13 protein-coding genes are annotated in these 16,946 nt (G+C 49.7%); 8 read left to right on the top strand and 5 right to left on the bottom strand.

The window, feature by feature from the left end; genetic code table 11:
- Nucleotides 1-86: 86 nt before the first annotated feature.
- Complete coding sequence (gene cstA, locus G9F48_RS11050; RefSeq protein WP_057080675.1) at nucleotides 87-1,883, top strand: carbon starvation protein CstA; 1,797 nt, start codon at nucleotides 87-89, stop codon at nucleotides 1,881-1,883.
- Between the two features lie 68 nt (nucleotides 1,884-1,951).
- Here cstA and G9F48_RS11055 read toward each other — a convergent pair whose 3' ends face one another.
- From G9F48_RS11055 to sspI, 4 genes are all read right to left on the bottom strand, one after another.
- Complete coding sequence (locus G9F48_RS11055) at nucleotides 1,952-3,280, bottom strand: (Fe-S)-binding protein (protein WP_165409490.1); 1,329 nt, start codon at nucleotides 3,278-3,280, stop codon at nucleotides 1,952-1,954.
- Nucleotides 3,277-4,689, bottom strand: coding sequence for a glycolate oxidase subunit GlcD (gene glcD / locus G9F48_RS11060; protein WP_094247674.1), 1,413 nt, complete (start codon nucleotides 4,687-4,689; stop codon nucleotides 3,277-3,279). The genes G9F48_RS11055 and glcD overlap by 4 nt, the downstream gene beginning before the upstream one ends.
- Before the next feature lie 98 nt (nucleotides 4,690-4,787).
- Entirely contained in the window at nucleotides 4,788-5,873 is a 1,086-nt protein-coding gene (locus G9F48_RS11065; RefSeq protein WP_165409491.1) for a CdaR family transcriptional regulator, read from the bottom strand.
- 60 nt (nucleotides 5,874-5,933) lie between these two features.
- Nucleotides 5,934-6,149, bottom strand: coding sequence for a small acid-soluble spore protein SspI (sspI, locus tag G9F48_RS11070; protein ID WP_003152527.1), 216 nt, complete (start codon nucleotides 6,147-6,149; stop codon nucleotides 5,934-5,936).
- A 120-nt stretch (nucleotides 6,150-6,269) separates the two neighbouring features.
- Between sspI and G9F48_RS11075 the strand changes: the two genes are divergently transcribed.
- From G9F48_RS11075 to pheT, 3 genes are all read left to right on the top strand, one after another.
- The gene (locus tag G9F48_RS11075; protein WP_071391527.1) at nucleotides 6,270-7,016 is read left to right on the top strand and encodes a TrmH family RNA methyltransferase; all 747 of its coding nucleotides are present in this window, start codon (nucleotides 6,270-6,272) and stop codon (nucleotides 7,014-7,016) included.
- A 361-nt stretch (nucleotides 7,017-7,377) separates the two neighbouring features.
- On the top strand, nucleotides 7,378-8,412 hold the full coding sequence (gene pheS / locus G9F48_RS11080) for a phenylalanine--tRNA ligase subunit alpha (protein ID WP_003152530.1): 1,035 nt from the start codon (nucleotides 7,378-7,380) through the stop codon (nucleotides 8,410-8,412).
- A gap of 13 nt (nucleotides 8,413-8,425) precedes the next feature.
- Entirely contained in the window at nucleotides 8,426-10,840 is a 2,415-nt protein-coding gene (pheT, locus tag G9F48_RS11085) for a phenylalanine--tRNA ligase subunit beta (RefSeq protein ID WP_165409492.1), read from the top strand.
- Nucleotides 10,841-10,876: 36 nt separating this feature from the next.
- On the opposite strand, the gene rnhC is transcribed toward pheT, so the two are convergent.
- Nucleotides 10,877-11,818, bottom strand: a complete 942-nt coding sequence (gene rnhC / locus G9F48_RS11090; RefSeq protein WP_012118136.1) for a ribonuclease HIII — start codon at nucleotides 11,816-11,818, stop codon at nucleotides 10,877-10,879.
- A 133-nt stretch (nucleotides 11,819-11,951) separates the two neighbouring features.
- Between rnhC and zapA the strand changes: the two genes are divergently transcribed.
- The 4 genes from zapA (at nucleotide 11,952) to G9F48_RS11110 (ending at nucleotide 16,946) form a co-directional block, all read left to right on the top strand.
- Nucleotides 11,952-12,209 carry a cell division protein ZapA gene (gene zapA, locus G9F48_RS11095; protein ID WP_003152533.1) on the top strand — a complete coding sequence of 86 codons (258 nt, stop codon included), beginning with the start codon at nucleotides 11,952-11,954 and terminating at the stop codon, nucleotides 12,207-12,209.
- Nucleotides 12,210-12,216: 7 nt separating this feature from the next.
- Nucleotides 12,217-12,750 (top strand): CvpA family protein, encoded by a 534-nt coding sequence (locus tag G9F48_RS11100; protein WP_003152534.1) that lies wholly within the window; start codon nucleotides 12,217-12,219, stop codon nucleotides 12,748-12,750.
- 105 nt (nucleotides 12,751-12,855) lie between these two features.
- Complete coding sequence (polX, locus tag G9F48_RS11105; protein ID WP_077723170.1) at nucleotides 12,856-14,568, top strand: DNA polymerase/3'-5' exonuclease PolX; 1,713 nt, start codon at nucleotides 12,856-12,858, stop codon at nucleotides 14,566-14,568.
- A gap of 20 nt (nucleotides 14,569-14,588) precedes the next feature.
- Nucleotides 14,589-16,946 carry an endonuclease MutS2 gene (locus tag G9F48_RS11110; RefSeq protein WP_165409493.1) on the top strand — a complete coding sequence of 786 codons (2,358 nt, stop codon included), beginning with the start codon at nucleotides 14,589-14,591 and terminating at the stop codon, nucleotides 16,944-16,946.

The raw sequence follows: 16,946 nt of genomic DNA on the forward strand, positions 1-16,946 counted from the left end.
CCGGCTTTTTTTTCACGCAAAAATCATCTCCTGTTATCTGATAATTGTGATAATATTTAGAAAAAGAGAAAAGGGGCTGGGATTAAATGAATGCGATTACAATCGTCATAGCGTCTATATGTATTTTGGCGATCGCCTATCGGCTTTACGGTACCTTTATGATGGTCAAAGTATTAAAAATCAATGATCAGACACCGACTCCGGCCCATGTGCTTGAGGATGGGAAAGATTATGTGCCGACGAATAAGTGGGTGTCATTCGGCCACCACTTCGCGGCAATCGCCGCTGCCGGCCCGCTTGTGGGACCGATTCTGGCAGCTCAGTTCGGCTATCTGCCCGGGCTTTTATGGCTGTTAATCGGGGCGGTGATCGGGGGAGCCGTGCACGATATTGTCGTATTGTTTGCATCAATGCGGAAAAACGGGAAAACGCTTTCTGAAGTCGCCAAAGAAGAGCTCGGCCCGGTGGCGGGATTTTGCACCGGTCTTTCGATGCTGTTTATCATTACGATCACGATGGCGGGGCTGTCTATGGTTGTGCTGCACGCGCTTGAGAAAAACCCGTGGGGAACGTTTGCGGTGGGGATTACGATTCCGATCGCGATGGGGGTCGGCCTCTACTATAAAAAAACGGGCAATCTCAAACTCGCATCAACTGTCGGGTTTCTTTTGTTAATGGCCGGTGTTGTAATCGGACCGCGGCTGCAGACAACGGCTCTCGGGGACATGCTGACACTGGATGCGAAAACGCTTGCAGTGGCGCTTCCCGTCTATGCGTTTTTCGCCGCGGCGCTTCCGGTTTGGCTTTTGCTGGCTCCGCGTGACTATTTAAGCAGTTTTATGAAAATCGGGGTTTTTGCCGCTTTGATCGCAGGCGTCTTTTTCGTCAATCCCGCCATTAAATTCCCGGCCGTAACTGAGTTTATTCACGGCGGAGGGCCGGTGATCGCGGGTCCTGTCTGGCCGTTTATTTCAATAACGATTGCCTGCGGCGCCATTTCGGGCTTTCATGCATTTGTCGGTTCCGGCACAACGCCGAAAATGCTGGATAAATGGAGTGATATAAAACCGGTTGCTTTCGGAGCGATGCTTGTGGAATGTCTCGTCGGAATTATGGCGCTCATTGCAGCTGCCGCTCTTGAGCCCGCCGACTATTTTGCTATTAACAGCACGCCTGAAATATTCCGCGCCCTCGGGATGAATGTCGTCCATCTGCCTGAATTGAGCAAAGAAATCGGGCTCAGTCTGGAGGGAAGAACGGGCGGCGCTGTTACGCTTGCCGTCGGAATGACGTATATCTTTACGGAGATTCCGTTTTTCAGTCATTTGGCTTCATACTTTTTTCAATTCGTCATTATGTTTGAAGCGGTGTTTATTTTAACGGCGATTGATGCGGGAACCCGTGTCGCCAGGTACTTGATTCAAGAGTTTTTCGGAGAGGTCTATAAGCCGCTGAAAAAAACAGACTGGCTGCCGGGCTCGATTTTCTCAAGCGCGCTCGCCTGCCTGCTGTGGGGCTATCTTCTGTATTCGGGCGACATCAGCTCCATTTGGGCGCTGTTCGGCGTATCCAATCAGCTTATGGCGTCTGTCGGCTTAATTATCGGTGCGACCGTCGTATTGAAAATAGCGGATAAGCGGCGCTATATGCTGACATGCCTGATTCCTCTCGCTTATTTGTACGTGACCGTCAACTATGCGGGTTATTGGATGGTGCGGTATGTGTATTTGAACCCCGAAGCGGCGGGATACAACGTGCTGAATGGCGTTTTATCCATTATCATGCTCATTCTCGGCCTTGTAATTATCATTGCGGCTGTGAAAAAATGGGCGAATGTATGGCGTGATCCGAGTGCCAGACTGGAAGCTTCAATACCCGGATAAATCCGCGGCCGACCCGAACATTGCAGCATCATAAAAGCAGAGAGCCGATCGGTCTCTCTGCTTTCGGCTTATGACAAATCCGCCGCTTCCAAAAGGTAATCCGCCAAATGAACCGCGCGGACACGGTCTGTTAATCCTTCGCGTAAAATGCCGAGCTGCATTTGCAGAAGGCATCCGGGATTGGCTGTCACGATGACGGCCGCCTCCGTTTTTCCGGCGGCTTTCATCTTGCTGTCTAATATTTTCATAGACATCTCTGACTCTGTTATATTATAAATTCCCGCCGACCCGCAGCAGCTGTCGGCCTTTTCCATTTCTCTGTACTCAGCCCCTTTAATGCTTTTCAAAAGCGTTCGCGGTTCCTCTGACGTATGCATCACATTGCGGAGATGGCAGGAGTCCTGATATGTGACGATATGAGGAGACTGCGCCCGCAGGTTTTTTTGATGGAACTTCAGATCAACCAGTACGGATGAAAAGTCTTTGAGCTTCCGGACGAATTGTTCGGCACGTTCCGCCCATCCAGGTTCATCTTTCAGTAAATGCGGATATTCCTGAAGAAAGGCGCCGCATCCGCCGGCGTTTGTAATGATATAATCAGCGTCAAGCGCTTCAAAAGCGGCGATATTCCGCTTGGCCAGTTCTTTTCCCATCTCTTTTTCTCCGCTGTGCCCGTGAAGCGCGCCGCAGCACGCCTGGCCGTCCGGAACCGCGATTTCACACCCGGCCGCCTGTAAAAGCGCCGTTGTCGCATGATTTGTTGCTAAAAACATCGTATCCATTAAGCAGCCCGAGAAAAAAGCGGCCCGTTTTTGGACGGGACCCGCGGCAGGAAGAAAACGCGGCCTTTCCTTCATGTCTTTCCGTTTCGGGGCGGGCGGGAGCACTTGTTCCATGGTGCGCAGATGTTCAGGCAAAACGCGCAGCATACCGGTTTTTCTGATGGCGGTCTGCAGTCCCGATCTTTGGTATATTCCGAGAAGATTCACGGCTGTCTGCATGCGGTTTTGGTGAGGGAAAAGCCCGGTGAAGGCGGCTTTCCGCAAGAGGCGCACGCCCGGCTTATGTTTTTTATTTTGATGAATGATATCCCTCGCTTCTTCAAGCAGCTGTCCGTAATTGACCCCTGCCGGACAAACGGGCTCGCATGCCCGGCATCCGAGACACAGCGAAAGTGAGCGTTCGACATCTTCATCCGGCTCGATCAGTCCGTCTGTGACGGCTTTCATCAGGGCGATCCGGCCGCGCGGCGAATGGGATTCTTGAAATCCCGATTCGATATAGGTCGGACAGGAAGGAAGGCAGAAGCCGCAGCGCATACAGTTCAGCAATTCACCTTCATCCATGCGGGTTTTGAATTCTGTTTGAATGTGTTGCTGCTCTTTAGCCGTTGTCATTTCATCACCACCACGCGTTTCCTTGATGAATTGGCGAATATTTTTCCCGGATTCAGCAGATTTTGGGGATCAAGCGCTTGTTTGATCGCTTTCATGGCGGTAATGCCTTCTGTTTTCAGCTTCATTTCTAAATACGGCGCTTTTACGATGCCGACCCCGTGTTCACCCGTTATCGTCCCGCCCAGCTCAATCGCTTTTTCAAAAATGGCGGCAAAAGCTTTTTCGACACGTTCCATCTCCTCTGTATTTCGGATATCGGTGGTGCACGTCGGATGGAGGTTGCCGTCTCCGGCATGGCCGAATGTGCAGATGGACAGGCCGTATGTTTCTGCAATCTCGTTAATGGCTTTGACCATGCCGGCAATTTGTGATCTCGGCACGGTCGCGTCTTCCAGAATCGTCGTCGGTTTCAGCCGGGCAAGGGCTGATAATGCGGACCGTCTGGCCTCTGTAAGCGCGAATGCCTCTTCCTCGGTTTCGGCCGTTTGGACGGATACGGCTGCTCCGTTTTTACAGATGGCTTCGATTTTTTCCATATCTCGTCTGACCGTTTCGATGTCACCGTCCTGTTCGATCAGCAGCACCGCTTTTGCATCGGTCGGAAGCCCGATCTTGGCGTAATCTTCAATGACCTGCAGTGTCGGCTGATCCAGAAATTCGAGTGTCGCCGGAATGATTTTTTCAGCGATGATGGCAGAAACAGATTCCGCAGCCGCTTCAATATGTTCATAGAGTGCAAGCAGCGTTTTTTTCGTTTCCGGCTTCGGAACCAGCTTTAAAGTCGCTTCCGTCACAACGCCGAGCGTCCCTTCTGATCCGACGAAAAGCCGGGTCAGATCATAACCGGCGACATCCTTTGTCAGCTTCCCTCCTGTGCGGATGATATCGCCTGAAGCCAAGACGGCTTCAAGGCCGAGGACATAATCCCGGGTGACGCCGTACTTCAAACCGCGCAGTCCGCCGGAATTTTCATTAATATTCCCGCCGATCGTCGATATTTTCATGCTGCTCGGATCAGGCGGATAAAATAAACCTTTTTGCTCAACCGCACGGATCATATCTTGCGTAATCACGCCCGGCTGGACGGTTGCCGTCAAATTTTCTTCATCGATTTCAAGAATGCGGTTCATATGTTTGAATAAAAGCACAAGCCCGCCTTCAGAGGGACATGTGCCGCCGCATAAGTTTGTGCCTGAACCCCTCGGCACGATCGGAATGTCATGCCTGCTGCAAATCGTTAATATACGGGACACGTCATCCGCGCTGCGGGGGGCGATTACCGCATCCGGCATGGCTTGCAGCTGAGGAGCCGCATCATAAGAATACACAAGACGGCCCGCCGCCGAATCATCATAATTCTCCTTCCCGACCGTCCGGATGAACGCTTCTTTTGCCTCTCGTGAAATCATGTTCTCCAACCTCCCTGATAAGAAAAGCGTTTTCATTTCATTGTAAAGAAAAACGATTCCGCACACTATGGAGAAACATATGAAAAATGATGATATGATTACGTACTTTTTGTATGTTGATCTAAAAAGCGGAGCGCCAAATAAAAAGCCGTTATGTCTTCGGGACGGTCAAGCTTCATATTTGTCAGTGATTCCAGTTTGGAAAGACGGTAGCGCAATGTATTGATATGAATATGCATGTCGTCGGCGGTGCGCTTTAACGATAATTGCCGGTCGAAAAAGGCGCGCAGCGTATCCAGAAGTTCTTCCCGGCCGAGTACATGCTTGAGAACCCGCCGTGAAAATTCCGACCGCGTGCCGGGTGCGATATCGGCAATACACATATCCAGTTTTAAATCTTCTTCAAAGACGGCCTGCTTGTCACCGATTCCGGCTGAAAGTGCTTTATCCGCCTGTTCGTATGATTCCGCGAGGCGCTCTCCCGGAACGATCCGTCCGATGCCGGCGGTGACAGGCTGCCCAAAAACGGCGCCGATCTTTTTGATGAGCTGTGTTTTGGAAGCCGAATTTGCTTCATGATTAATGAGAATGCGTTCATTTCCCCAGCGGACAAACAGGTCTTCAGGGCATTCGTTCTGCCAGAGCCGCCGGAGCTCCTCCGCTTTATATTGCTCATAACGTCCTTGAATGAGTATGATCCGGCGGTATGCGTGAAGGTCTGCGCCGATGAGCTTTGCTTTTTCTAAAAAGCCCGGAGACCATTCTTTCAGCTGCAGCCAATCAACGATAAAGGATTCAAGCATTCTCGCACGCCACTGCGCTTCTTCCATATGGCGCGTTTCTTTAATAAACAGCTCCGTCATTTTCCTGAGCAATTCTCCGAAAGGCAGGATATCGTCAGGGTCTCCTGTCAGACCGAACACTCCGATCACCTCATGGCCTGAAAAAACGGGGAGGTTCAGTCCTGCTTTTACGCCCTGGAGGCGTTTTTCATCTTCTTTCGTAATGATGACATTCCGTTTTTCGCGGGCGCAGATCAGTGCGCCTTCATGAAACCATCCGGCGCGCGCCTCGTTGGTGCCTGCGATGATCATCCCTTTTGTATCGGCAATAATCACTTCGCGGCTGTACATATGTTTGACTTCGGCAATCAATTTCTTTGCCAGTTCCGGCTGTAACTGCATGGCGATCCCCCTCGCCATTATTATACAAAAAAACCGGGTGTGCCATCACCCGGTTCATGCTTATTGCGCAGGTTTTAATCCGCCTTCAAGTGTTTTGAGCATTTCATTTTTTTCTGAGTCTGACGCATGCTGCCAAAGAACTTCGAATAAGACGCCGAGGCCCGGAAGCATTTTTTCTTCACCGCTTTGGATGGCGTCAACGATAGTATGCTCCAGCTGATCCTGGTTATTGCCGGTTACATTGGCAATAACGGCGTTGCGTAAATTAAGATCCATTACAACCGCTCCTTTTTCCTGAATGTGATACGCATATTCTTACCGCGCACGCGGTTTATTATGTGCTGTTCTTGAGATATAATAACAACATGCATGAAAAAAGGAGAGCACAGACATAAAGTGAAACGAATCGACTCTGCAAAAAACCAAAAAGTGAAGGACTGGAAAAAACTTCACACAAAAAAAGAGAGACTTAAAACGAATACATTTCTGATAGAAGGAGAGCATCTGGCAGAAGAAGCGCTCAAATCAAAGGGAACGGTAAAAGAAATTCTCGTAAACGATGAGAGCGCCATCCCGGCCGATCTGGACATGAGCATTCCGTGCTACGTGCTGAGCGAAGACGCGTTTTCAGCCGTGACGGAAACGGAAACGCCGCAGCGGATCGCCGCGGTCTGCCATATGCCGGATAAGCAGCCTGATCAGCTGAAACGGCTGCTTCTGATTGATGCCGTGCAGGACCCGGGGAATTTAGGAACAATGATCAGAACGGCAGATGCGGCGGGGATCGACGCCGTTGTCCTTGGTGAGGGGACAGCAGACCCGTACAACGGAAAAACGCTGCGTTCAGCACAAGGTTCTCATTTTCATATTCCCATTTTGAAACGTCCGCTTGATGAGTTTACCGCTGAGCTGAAATCACAAGGCGTCGCGATCTACGGCACGGCGCTTGAAAACGGTGCCGCTTATCAAAGCGTGAAGCCTGAAGAAACGTTCGCGTTAATCGTCGGGAACGAGGGGGCGGGAGTGGACGCCGGCCTTCTGCAAAAAACCGATCTCAACCTGTACGTTCCGCTGTACGGACAGGCGGAATCGCTGAATGTGGCGGTAGCGGCCGCCATCCTTGTTTATCATCTCAGAGGATAGGTTGCGAAAAGCCTTGGATTTCACTATAATAGATAGCAATAATGTAAAAACCGTGACAGAGGACGTCAATTTTTGCACACGCTGCCTTCCAGGGAGAAAATGCCGCTGACTGAGAGCATTTTTATCGCAGCACAGAAATTGATTTTCACCTCTCGAGTTGTCACCGGGACCGCGCCAAACGCGCGTAAAGGTGAACCGGAACGATCGTTTCCGTTATGTCAATGAAGCTGTCGGCAGATGAAGTCTGCCTTAAAAAGGGTGGTACCGCGGCCACAACTCGTCCCTTCTCTCAAGGGGCGGGTTTTTTTGTTTTCTGAAAAAGGCATAGAACGGTTTGGTTTACATAAAAGGAGGATGCATGATGGAAGAGAAGCTTAAACAGCTTGAACTGGAAGCTGCAGAAAAAGTAGAAGCGGCGGGTTCATTAAAAGAAGTTAACGACATTCGGGTGCAATATCTCGGAAAAAAAGGGCCGATTACAGAAGTTCTCCGCGGCATGGGCAAACTGTCCGCCGAAGAGCGCCCGAAAATGGGAGCGCTCGCCAATGAAGTGAGAGAGCGCATTGCAGCAGCCATTACGGCGAAAAATGAACAGCTTGAACAAGAAGAGATGAATAAAAAACTCAGCAGCCAGACGATTGACGTCACATTGCCGGGCAGTCAGGTAAACATCGGCGGGCGCCATCCGCTGACGGTCGTTATTGAAGAAATTGAAGATTTATTTATCGGCATGGGATATACCGTCGAAGAAGGCCCTGAAGTGGAAACGGATTATTACAACTTTGAGGCGCTGAACCTGCCGAAGGAACATCCGGCCCGCGACATGCAGGACAGCTTTTACATTACAGAAGAAATGCTGATGAGAACGCAGACGTCACCGGTGCAGACGCGCACGATGGAAAAGCATAAAGGAAAAGGCCCCGTCAAAATCATTTGTCCCGGTAAAGTGTATCGCCGCGACAACGATGACGCGACACATTCCCATCAGTTCATGCAGATCGAGGGTCTCGTCGTGGACCGCAAAATCAGCATGAGCGACCTGAAAGGCACGCTTGAATTGGTCGCCAAAAAAATGTTCGGCCAAGACCGTGAAATCAGGCTCCGTCCGAGCTTTTTCCCATTCACAGAGCCTTCTGTCGAGGTGGATGTAACCTGCTTTAAGTGCGGCGGCCAAGGCTGCTCCGTCTGCAAAAAAACAGGTTGGATCGAAATTCTCGGCGCCGGCATGGTTCACCCGAACGTGCTGAAGATGGCCGGATTCAATCCTGAGGAATACCAGGGTTTCGCTTTCGGAATGGGTGTTGAACGTATCGCGATGCTGAAATACGGCATTGAAGATATCCGCCATTTCTATACCAATGATGTCAGATTCATTTCGCAGTTTAAACAGGCGTAAGAGGAGGATACACATGTTTGTTTCATATAAATGGTTAGAAGATTACGTTGACTTGCAGGGAATCGACCCGGCCGTGCTTGCAGAAAAAATTACAAGAGCCGGTATTGAAGTTGAGGGTATTGAGTATAAAGGGGAAGGCGTAAAAGGCGTTGTCATCGGACACGTGCTTGAGCGTGAACAGCACCCGAATGCCGACAAACTCAACAAATGCCTTGTTGATATCGGTGCGGAGGAACCCGTGCAGATTATCTGCGGCGCCCCGAATGTTGATAAAGGACAGAAGGTTGCCGTTGCAACGGTCGGAGCCGTGCTTCCCGGCAATTTCAAAATTAAAAAAGCCAAGCTGCGCGGCGAAGCGTCTCACGGCATGATCTGTTCCCTTCAGGAGCTCGGCATTGAAAGCAAGCTCGTGGCGAAAGAATATGCGGAAGGCATTTTCGTTTTTCCGAATGATGCTGAAACGGGAGCTGACGCAATGGCGGCCCTTCAGCTTGATGATGCGATTTTAGAATTGGGCTTAACGCCGAACCGCGCCGACGCGATGAACATGCTTGGCGTGGCTTATGAAGTGGCGGCTATCCTCGGCGCAGAGGTAAAGCTTCCGGCGGCTTCATATGAAAAAGCGGCAGAAAAAGCGGCGGATGCTGTTTCCGTCAAGATTGAAGATACGCAGGCCAATCCGCATTATGCCGCAAAAATCATTAAAAACGTCAAAATCGGCCCGTCACCGCTTTGGATGCAGACGAAGCTGATGAATGCAGGCATCCGCCCGCATAATAACGTCGTGGACATTACAAACTTCGTCCTCCTTGAGTACGGACAGCCGCTTCACGCTTTCGATTACGACCGGTTCGGTTCAAAAGAGGTCGTCGTCAGAAAAGCGGCGGAAAACGAAACCATCGTGACGCTGGATGAACAAGAGCGCAAGCTGTCAAGCAGCCATTTGGTCATCACAAACGGAAAAAAAGCGCAAGCCGTTGCGGGAGTCATGGGCGGAGCCGAGTCTGAAGTCCGTGAAGACACCACTGCGATTTTACTGGAAGCCGCTTATTTCGACGGACAGACCGTCCGCAAAGCGTCGAGAGACCTCGGACTGAGAAGCGAAGCGAGCGCCAGATATGAAAAAGGCATTGATCCGGCCCGCGTTTTGCTGGCGGCTGAACGGGCCTGCAGTCTCATTCAGGCGTATGCCGGCGGAGAAGTGCTCTCAGGCACGGTTGAAGAAAACCATCTGAAAATCGAAGCAAACAACATTCACGTGTCTGTTGAAAAAGTGAACGCCGTGCTCGGCATGGCAATCGCTAAAGAAGAAATCATCAGCATTTACAAGCGCCTCGGGTTTGCAGTCGGTGAAGCTGAAGACGTTCTTGTCGTAACGGTGCCGTCGCGCCGCGGAGATATTAGAATAGAAGAAGACCTGATTGAAGAAGCGGCGAGATTGTACGGATATGACAATATTCCGTCCACGCTTCCGGAAACGGCCGGCACGACAGGCGGCTTGACACCGTATCAGGCAAAACGCCGGAAAGTGAGACGTTTTCTTGAAGGAGCGGGTCTTTCACAAGCGACCACTTATTCATTAACGAATGATAAAAAAGCGGCCGCTTTTGCGATTGAAAAATCATTCAACACGATGCTTGCTCTGCCAATGAGCGAAGAAAGAAGCATTCTCAGACACAGCCTCGTGCCGAATCTTCTTGAAGCCGTTTCATACAATCTGGCCAGACAGACTGATTCCGTTGCTTTATATGAAACGGGTTCTGTTTTTCTGACGAAAGAAGAAAACACAAAACCGGTTGAAAAAGAACGGGTTGCCGGAGCTGTAACCGGATTGTGGCGCAAAAATTTATGGCAGGGTGAGAAAAAGCCGGTTGATTTCTTCGTCGCCAAAGGAATCGTTGAAGGCCTGCTGCATCAATTGAATGTGTCAGACCGGGTTGAATTTGTCCAGTCTGAACGCAAAAACATGCATCCCGGCCGGACGGCAAACATTCTATTGAACGGTTCGCTTGCCGGATTTATCGGCCAGGTGCATCCGGCAATGGAAAAAGAGCTGGATATCAAAGAAACGTATGTGTTCGAGCTTGATCTGCACGCGCTTCTGACCGAGGAAACAGAACCTGTCGTGTATACGCCGATTCCGAAGTACCCGTCCGTCACGCGCGACATTGCGCTTGTGGCAGATAAAACCGTTACAAGCGGACAGCTCGAAGCCGTGATCAAAGAAGCCGGCGGCGCGCTGCTGAAAGAAGTCACCGTATTTGATGTGTACGAAGGTGAGCATATGGAAGAGGGCAAAAAATCCGTCGCCTTCTCGCTCCAATATGTTAACCCTGAACAAACATTGACAGAAGAAGAAGTGACAAAAGTACATGAAAACGTGCTGAAAGCGCTGGAAGAAACGTATCAGGCGGTATTAAGAGGATAAAGAAAAAGCTTGCAGATCATTCTGCAAGCTTTTTTATTATGACCGTTTCCGTTCTACAAGGCGTTTCGCTTTTTGCGTATTGGCAAAATGAAGTTTGGTGAACGTTCTGAGCGCACCTTCTCCCTTATTGATGATCAGCTTGGCGGCAGCTTCATCGACGTGCGGCCCCGCGCCCTTTGGAATCGTCATCCCAGCCTCACGGGAAAGCTTATCCATTTCAATTAAGAAAGAATATCGCGCAATGATAGAGGCTGCGGCGACGGAAAGATGTATGCTTTCCGCTTTCGTGCTGAAAAACGTTTTTTCTTTTACGATATCCCGTCCGGAAAGATGCTTAAAATAAATGCCGGGCTCTGCGAATTGGTCAATCAGAATCGCTTCCGGTTTAACGCCGTTCATTTTTCTCAGCAGATTGGAAATCGCCTGATTATGAAGGAGCGCCTTCATTTTTCCTTGGCTCATGCCTTTTTCCTGCATCTGATTATATTTTTCGTTTTTTAACACAAGCAGGCTGTAAGGAATGGTTTTAATTAACAGTTTGGCGATTTCAATAATCTGCGGATCTTTTAAATCCTTCGAATCCTTCACACCGAGTTCTTTCATTAAAGAAAGCTTGGTTTTGTCTGCGTAAGCGCAGGCAACCGTTATCGGCCCGAAGTAATCGCCTGTTCCGACTTCATCAGAGCCGATCACTGACATGGAGGCAATGCCCGCCGGGGGAGCGTAAAGCGGGTCGGCCGCTTTTTTGACGGTTTTCTTTGCTTTCGGCGCCTCAGCCGTTCCCCAGCGGGCCGCTTCTGTGCCGGCGTTTTTTCCTTGAAAGAGAACCTTGCCCGAGCGGTAGGCTGTAATGGTACAGCCCGGAGGCTTGGCCTGGAAGACGGCGCCCTGCGGAACGGCGGGAGTTAGGGAGCCGGCATAGGATTGTTTCATTTGTTCCATAGCGGAAGCGGATACTTTTATAACAGAATGGGACACGATATAATCTCCTTTTTTGGCACTTTTCACTGTATATACCAGTGTATCATAACAGCCCGAGGCTCGTCTTTCCATTCAAACGATAATCGTGGTATGATAGGAACTAGGATTCTCGCGGAATGGAGGAGAAACGTTGTCTGACGGCAAAAAAACCAAAACGACAGTAAACATTTACGGCCAGCACTTCACCATTATCGGAGAAGAAAGCAAAGCGCACATGCGCCATGTGGCCGGAATGGTTGATGATAAAATGAGAGAAATCAACGAGAAAAATCCATATCTTGATATAAATAAGCTCGCTGTATTGACTGCGGTCAATGTCGTGCATGATTATATGAAACTGCAAGAAAAATATGAAATACTGGAGCGGCAGCTTAAAGAAAAGGAATGAACACCATATGATAGATATCATCATCTTAGTTCTGCTCTTAATGGGCACATTGCTTGGATTAAAAAGAGGGTTTATCCTCCAATTTATATATTTAACGAGCTTCATCCTCTCGATTGCGTTTGCGGCGCTTTTTTACAAAAATCTGGCCCCGCATCTGAGTTTTATACCCGCGCCTGATTTTTCCGGCGGGCAGGCGGCTCTGTCGTTTATTAAAGGAAACGTGGAGACGGCTTATTACAACGCGATCGCGTTTGTCATTTTGTTTATCATCGCAAAGATTCTGCTCCGGATTATCGGAGCGGCGCTTAATATCATCGCCGGCATTCCGGTCATTAAACAGATCAACAAACTGCTGGGCGGGGTGCTTGGATTTCTGGAAGTCTATTTATTTGCGTTTATCCTGTTATACGTCGCATCCGTACTGCCGGTAAGCGCGCTTCAGGATATGCTCGCACAATCGACGCTTGCAAATATCATCACACATCATACGCCGTATCTGTCAGGGCTCCTGCAAGAACTGTGGGCCCAGTACGGGGCATAAAAAACTTCTCTTGACCGGAGAAGTTTTTTTCAAGCTCTGCGTCAGTTGTGCCGGAGGAGAAAAATTTGTATGATGAAAAGCAGGAAACGACTGGGGGTTAACAGTATGCATAAAAAAGATATCATCAGGCTGCTTGAAACGATTGCGGTCTATATGGAACTGAAAGGGGACAACCCGTTTAAAATATCAGCCTTCCGAAAAGCGGCAGCGGCGCTTGAGCAGGATGACCGCAGCCTGTCGGAAATCGACGACATGATGTCTTTATCCGGAATCGGAAAAGGCACCTACGGCGTCATTCGTGAATATATGCAGGAAGGTGTGTCCGGCACGCTTCTCCAATTGCAGAAAGAAGTCCCGGAAGGCTTGGTTCCTCTTTTGAAGCTTCCGGGCCTCGGCGGCAAAAAAATCGCCAAGCTGTACCAGGAACTGGGTGTTCATGACGCGGAATCGCTGAAAGAAGCATGCGAGCAGCAAAAAGTACAGGGGCTCGCCGGTTTCGGCAAAAAAACGGAGGAGAAAATCCTTCAGGCTCTCGGAGAAGCCGGAAAACAGCCGGAACGGTTTCCGATCGGCTATGCGCTCAGCATTGCTTCAGTCATTGAAGAACATTTGGCCCGGCTGACGGATATTCAGAAATATTCCCGGGCCGGCAGTCTCAGAAGAGCGCGGGAAACCGTAAAAGATCTGGATTACATTATCGCTACAGATCATCCGGAGGCTGTCAGAGAACAGCTTCTTTCCCTCCCGAACGTAAAAGACGTGATAGCGAGCGGGGATACAAAAGTATCGGTTATCCTCACATTTGAATATGAGACGAGTGTGGATTTCCGGCTTGTGACAGAGGAACAGTTTGCCACTACACTGCATCATTTTACCGGTTCTAAAGATCACAACATTAAAATGCGCCAGCTGGCGAAAGAGCGCGGTGAACGGATCAGTGAATACGGAGTAGAAACCATAGAAACGGGAGACGTCAAAACATTCCCGAGCGAAGAAGCGTTTTACGCCCACTTCGGTCTGCCGTTTATTCCTCCTGAGCTCAGAGAAAGCGGGCAGGAGGTCGACACGTACCGGGAAGAAACGGACCTTGTGGAGCATAAAGCGATAAAAGGCGATCTCCACATGCACTCAGCCTGGAGTGACGGCGCTTTTTCCATCAGAGAAATGGCAGAAGCATGTATGGCAAAAGGCTACCAGTACATGGCGATCACCGATCATTCCCAATATTTAAAGGTAGCCAACGGGTTAACGGCCGAACGGCTCAAAAAACAGGCGGAAGAAATTGACGCGTTAAATGCTGAATTTGAACATTTTCATATTTTTAAAGGCGTAGAAATGGACATTCTCCCCGACGGTTCGCTTGATTATGATGACAGTGTTCTGTCTGAAATGGATCTTGTCATCGCATCTATTCATTCAAGTTTCAGCCAGCCGGAGCATGTCATTATGAAACGGCTTGAACAGGCGCTGACGAATAAGCACGTGGACATTATCGCCCACCCGACGGGCCGCCTGATCGGCAGACGGGCCGGCTATGAAGTCGACATCGATATGCTGATTGAGCTCGCCGCCAAAACAAATACGGCGCTTGAACTGAATGCAAACCCCGCGCGCCTCGATTTACGTACTGAGCATCTGATCAAAGCAAATGAAAAAGGTGTGACTTTGGTCATTAATACCGATGCCCATAATATCGAGATGCTCGATGATATGAAAACGGGCGTGACCGCTGCGCGCAAAGGCTGGACGGAGACAAAACATGTGTTAAACGCCCGGCCGCTACATGAGGTCAAAGCATTTCTGACGCGCAATGATTAAGTAAGGAGGACCATAAAACCGTGCAGCAAAAAGTGTTATCATCACTTGAATTTCATAAAGTAAAAGAACAGATTACCGCACATGCCGCCTCATCGCTCGGCCGGGAGAAACTTCTGCAGCTGAAACCTTTGACGGATCTAACCGACATCCAAAAACAGCTGGATGAAGTCGAAGAAGCATCCGCAATCATGCGCTTGAGAGGCCATGCTCCGTTCGGCGGCCTGACCGACATAAGATCCGCTTTACGGCGGGCGGAAATCGGCAGTGTGCTGACGCCGGCGGAATTCACCGAATTGTCCGGGCTGCTGTATGCCGTTAAACAAATGAAGCATTTTATCAGCCAAATGACAGAAGACGGCGTCGGCATTCCGCTGATACAGGCCCATGCAGAAGAGCTGATTACATTAGGCGATTTGGAAAGGGAGATTAACTCCTGCATCGATGACCATGGTGAAGTACTTGATCATGCGTCTCCCGCTTTAAGGGGAATCCGCACACAGCTCAGGACGCTTGAATCAAGAGTCAGAGACCGGCTTGAATCGATGCTGCGTTCATCTTCCGCTTCTAAAATGCTGTCTGACACCATCGTTACGATTCGGAATGACCGCTTTGTCATCCCGGTCAAACAGGAGTACAGATCAAGCTACGGCGGAATTGTCCACGATACATCTTCATCCGGTGCGACACTGTTTATTGAACCGCAGGCGATCGTAGATATGAACAACTCGCTTCAGCAGGCGAAAGTAAAAGAAAAACAGGAAATCGAACGGATTCTCCGGATGCTGACGGAGCATACGGCTGAACACACACAAGAAATCGCTCAAAATGTGGAAGTGCTGCAGACACTGGATTTCATTTTCGCCAAAGCGAGATACGCAAAAGCAATTAAGGCGACAAAACCATTCATGAACGGAGACGGCTTTATCCGTCTGAAAAAAGCGCGCCATCCGCTGCTGCCCCAAGATCAAGTCGTGGCCAACGATATTGAACTGGGCGGAGATTATTCAACGATCGTCATCACGGGACCGAATACGGGCGGTAAAACCGTTACGTTAAAAACACTCGGGCTGCTGACGATAATGGCGCAGGCAGGACTGCACATACCGGCTGACGAGGGATCAGAAGCAGCCGTATTTGACAATGTGTTTGCCGATATCGGCGATGAACAGTCGATCGAACAAAGTCTGAGTACGTTCTCATCCCACATGGTCAATATCGTCAATATTTTAAAAGACGTGTCTGAAAACAGTCTTGTGCTGTTTGACGAACTCGGTGCCGGAACAGATCCGCAGGAAGGGGCGGCGCTTGCCATGAGCATCCTTGACGAAGTTCACCGGACAAACGCCAGAGTGCTTGCGACAACCCATTATCCGGAACTGAAAGCATACGGATATAACAGACAAGGCGTCATGAATGCCAGCGTTGAATTTGACATTGAAACGCTTTCGCCTACCTATAAACTTCTGATCGGAGTGCCGGGCCGAAGCAACGCATTTGAAATCTCAAGACGCCTTGGGCTTCCGGAGCATATCATCGGCCAGGCGAAGTCAGAAATGACCGCCGAACATAACGAAATCGATTTGATGATCGCATCGCTTGAAAAAAGCAAAAAAAGAGCGGATGAAGAGCTTTCTGAAACCGAATCACTCAGAAAAGAAGCAGAAAAACTGCACAAAGAGCTTCAGCAGCAAATCATTGAGCTGAATGCCCAAAAAGATAAAATGATGGAAGAAGCCGAGCGGAAAGCTGCGGAAAAACTGGAAGCCGCCGCAAATGAAGCCGAACAGATTATCCGCGAGCTCAGGTCCATCAAGCAAGAACACAGATCCTTTAAGGAACACGAGCTGATTGACGCCAAAAAACGTCTCGGAGACGCGATGCCGGCTTTTGAAAAATCAAAGCAGCCGGAAAGAAAAACAGAGAAAAAACGCGAGCTGAAGCCGGGCGACGAAGTAAAGGTGCTCACATTCGGACAAAAAGGGGCGCTGCTTGAAAAAACCGGCGAGAAAGAATGGAACGTCCAAATCGGCATCCTCAAAATGAAGGTGAAGGAAAAAGATCTTGAGTTTCTCAAATCGGCTACTGAACCGAAAAAAGAAAAAGCAATCACCGCCGTAAAAGGGAAGGATTATCACGTATCCCTTGAACTTGACCTCAGGGGAGAGCGTTACGAAAACGCCCTCAGCCGCGTCGAAAAATATTTAGATGACGCGGTGCTTGCCGGCTATCCGAGAGTGTCCATCATTCACGGAAAAGGCACGGGCGCCCTCCGCAAAGGGGTGCAGGATCTTCTGAAAAACCACCGCAGCGTGAAAAGCGCGCGGTTCGGGGAAGCGGGAGAAGGAGGATCAGGCGTAACGATTGTCGAACTAAAATAA

The sequence above is a fragment of the Bacillus sp. EKM420B genome (assembly GCF_011065565.1).
Classification (GTDB): Bacteria; Bacillota; Bacilli; order Bacillales; family Bacillaceae; genus Bacillus; species Bacillus velezensis.

Excerpts from the sequence above, each read along its gene's own strand:
- G9F48_RS11055 (WP_165409490.1), bottom strand. The coding sequence starts at position 3,280 with ATGACAACGGCTAAAGAGCAGCAACACATTCAAACAGAATTCAAAACC.
- pheS (WP_003152530.1), top strand. The coding sequence starts at position 7,378 with ATGGAAGAGAAGCTTAAACAGCTTGAACTGGAAGCTGCAGAAAAAGTA.
- cstA (WP_057080675.1), top strand. The coding sequence starts at position 87 with ATGAATGCGATTACAATCGTCATAGCGTCTATATGTATTTTGGCGATC.
- glcD (WP_094247674.1), bottom strand. The coding sequence starts at position 4,689 with ATGATTTCACGAGAGGCAAAAGAAGCGTTCATCCGGACGGTCGGGAAG.
- polX (WP_077723170.1), top strand. The coding sequence starts at position 12,856 with ATGCATAAAAAAGATATCATCAGGCTGCTTGAAACGATTGCGGTCTAT.
- pheT (WP_165409492.1), top strand. The coding sequence starts at position 8,426 with ATGTTTGTTTCATATAAATGGTTAGAAGATTACGTTGACTTGCAGGGA.
- sspI (WP_003152527.1), bottom strand. The coding sequence starts at position 6,149 with ATGGATCTTAATTTACGCAACGCCGTTATTGCCAATGTAACCGGCAAT.
- G9F48_RS11100 (WP_003152534.1), top strand. The coding sequence starts at position 12,217 with ATGATAGATATCATCATCTTAGTTCTGCTCTTAATGGGCACATTGCTT.
- G9F48_RS11065 (WP_165409491.1), bottom strand. The coding sequence starts at position 5,873 with ATGCAGTTACAGCCGGAACTGGCAAAGAAATTGATTGCCGAAGTCAAA.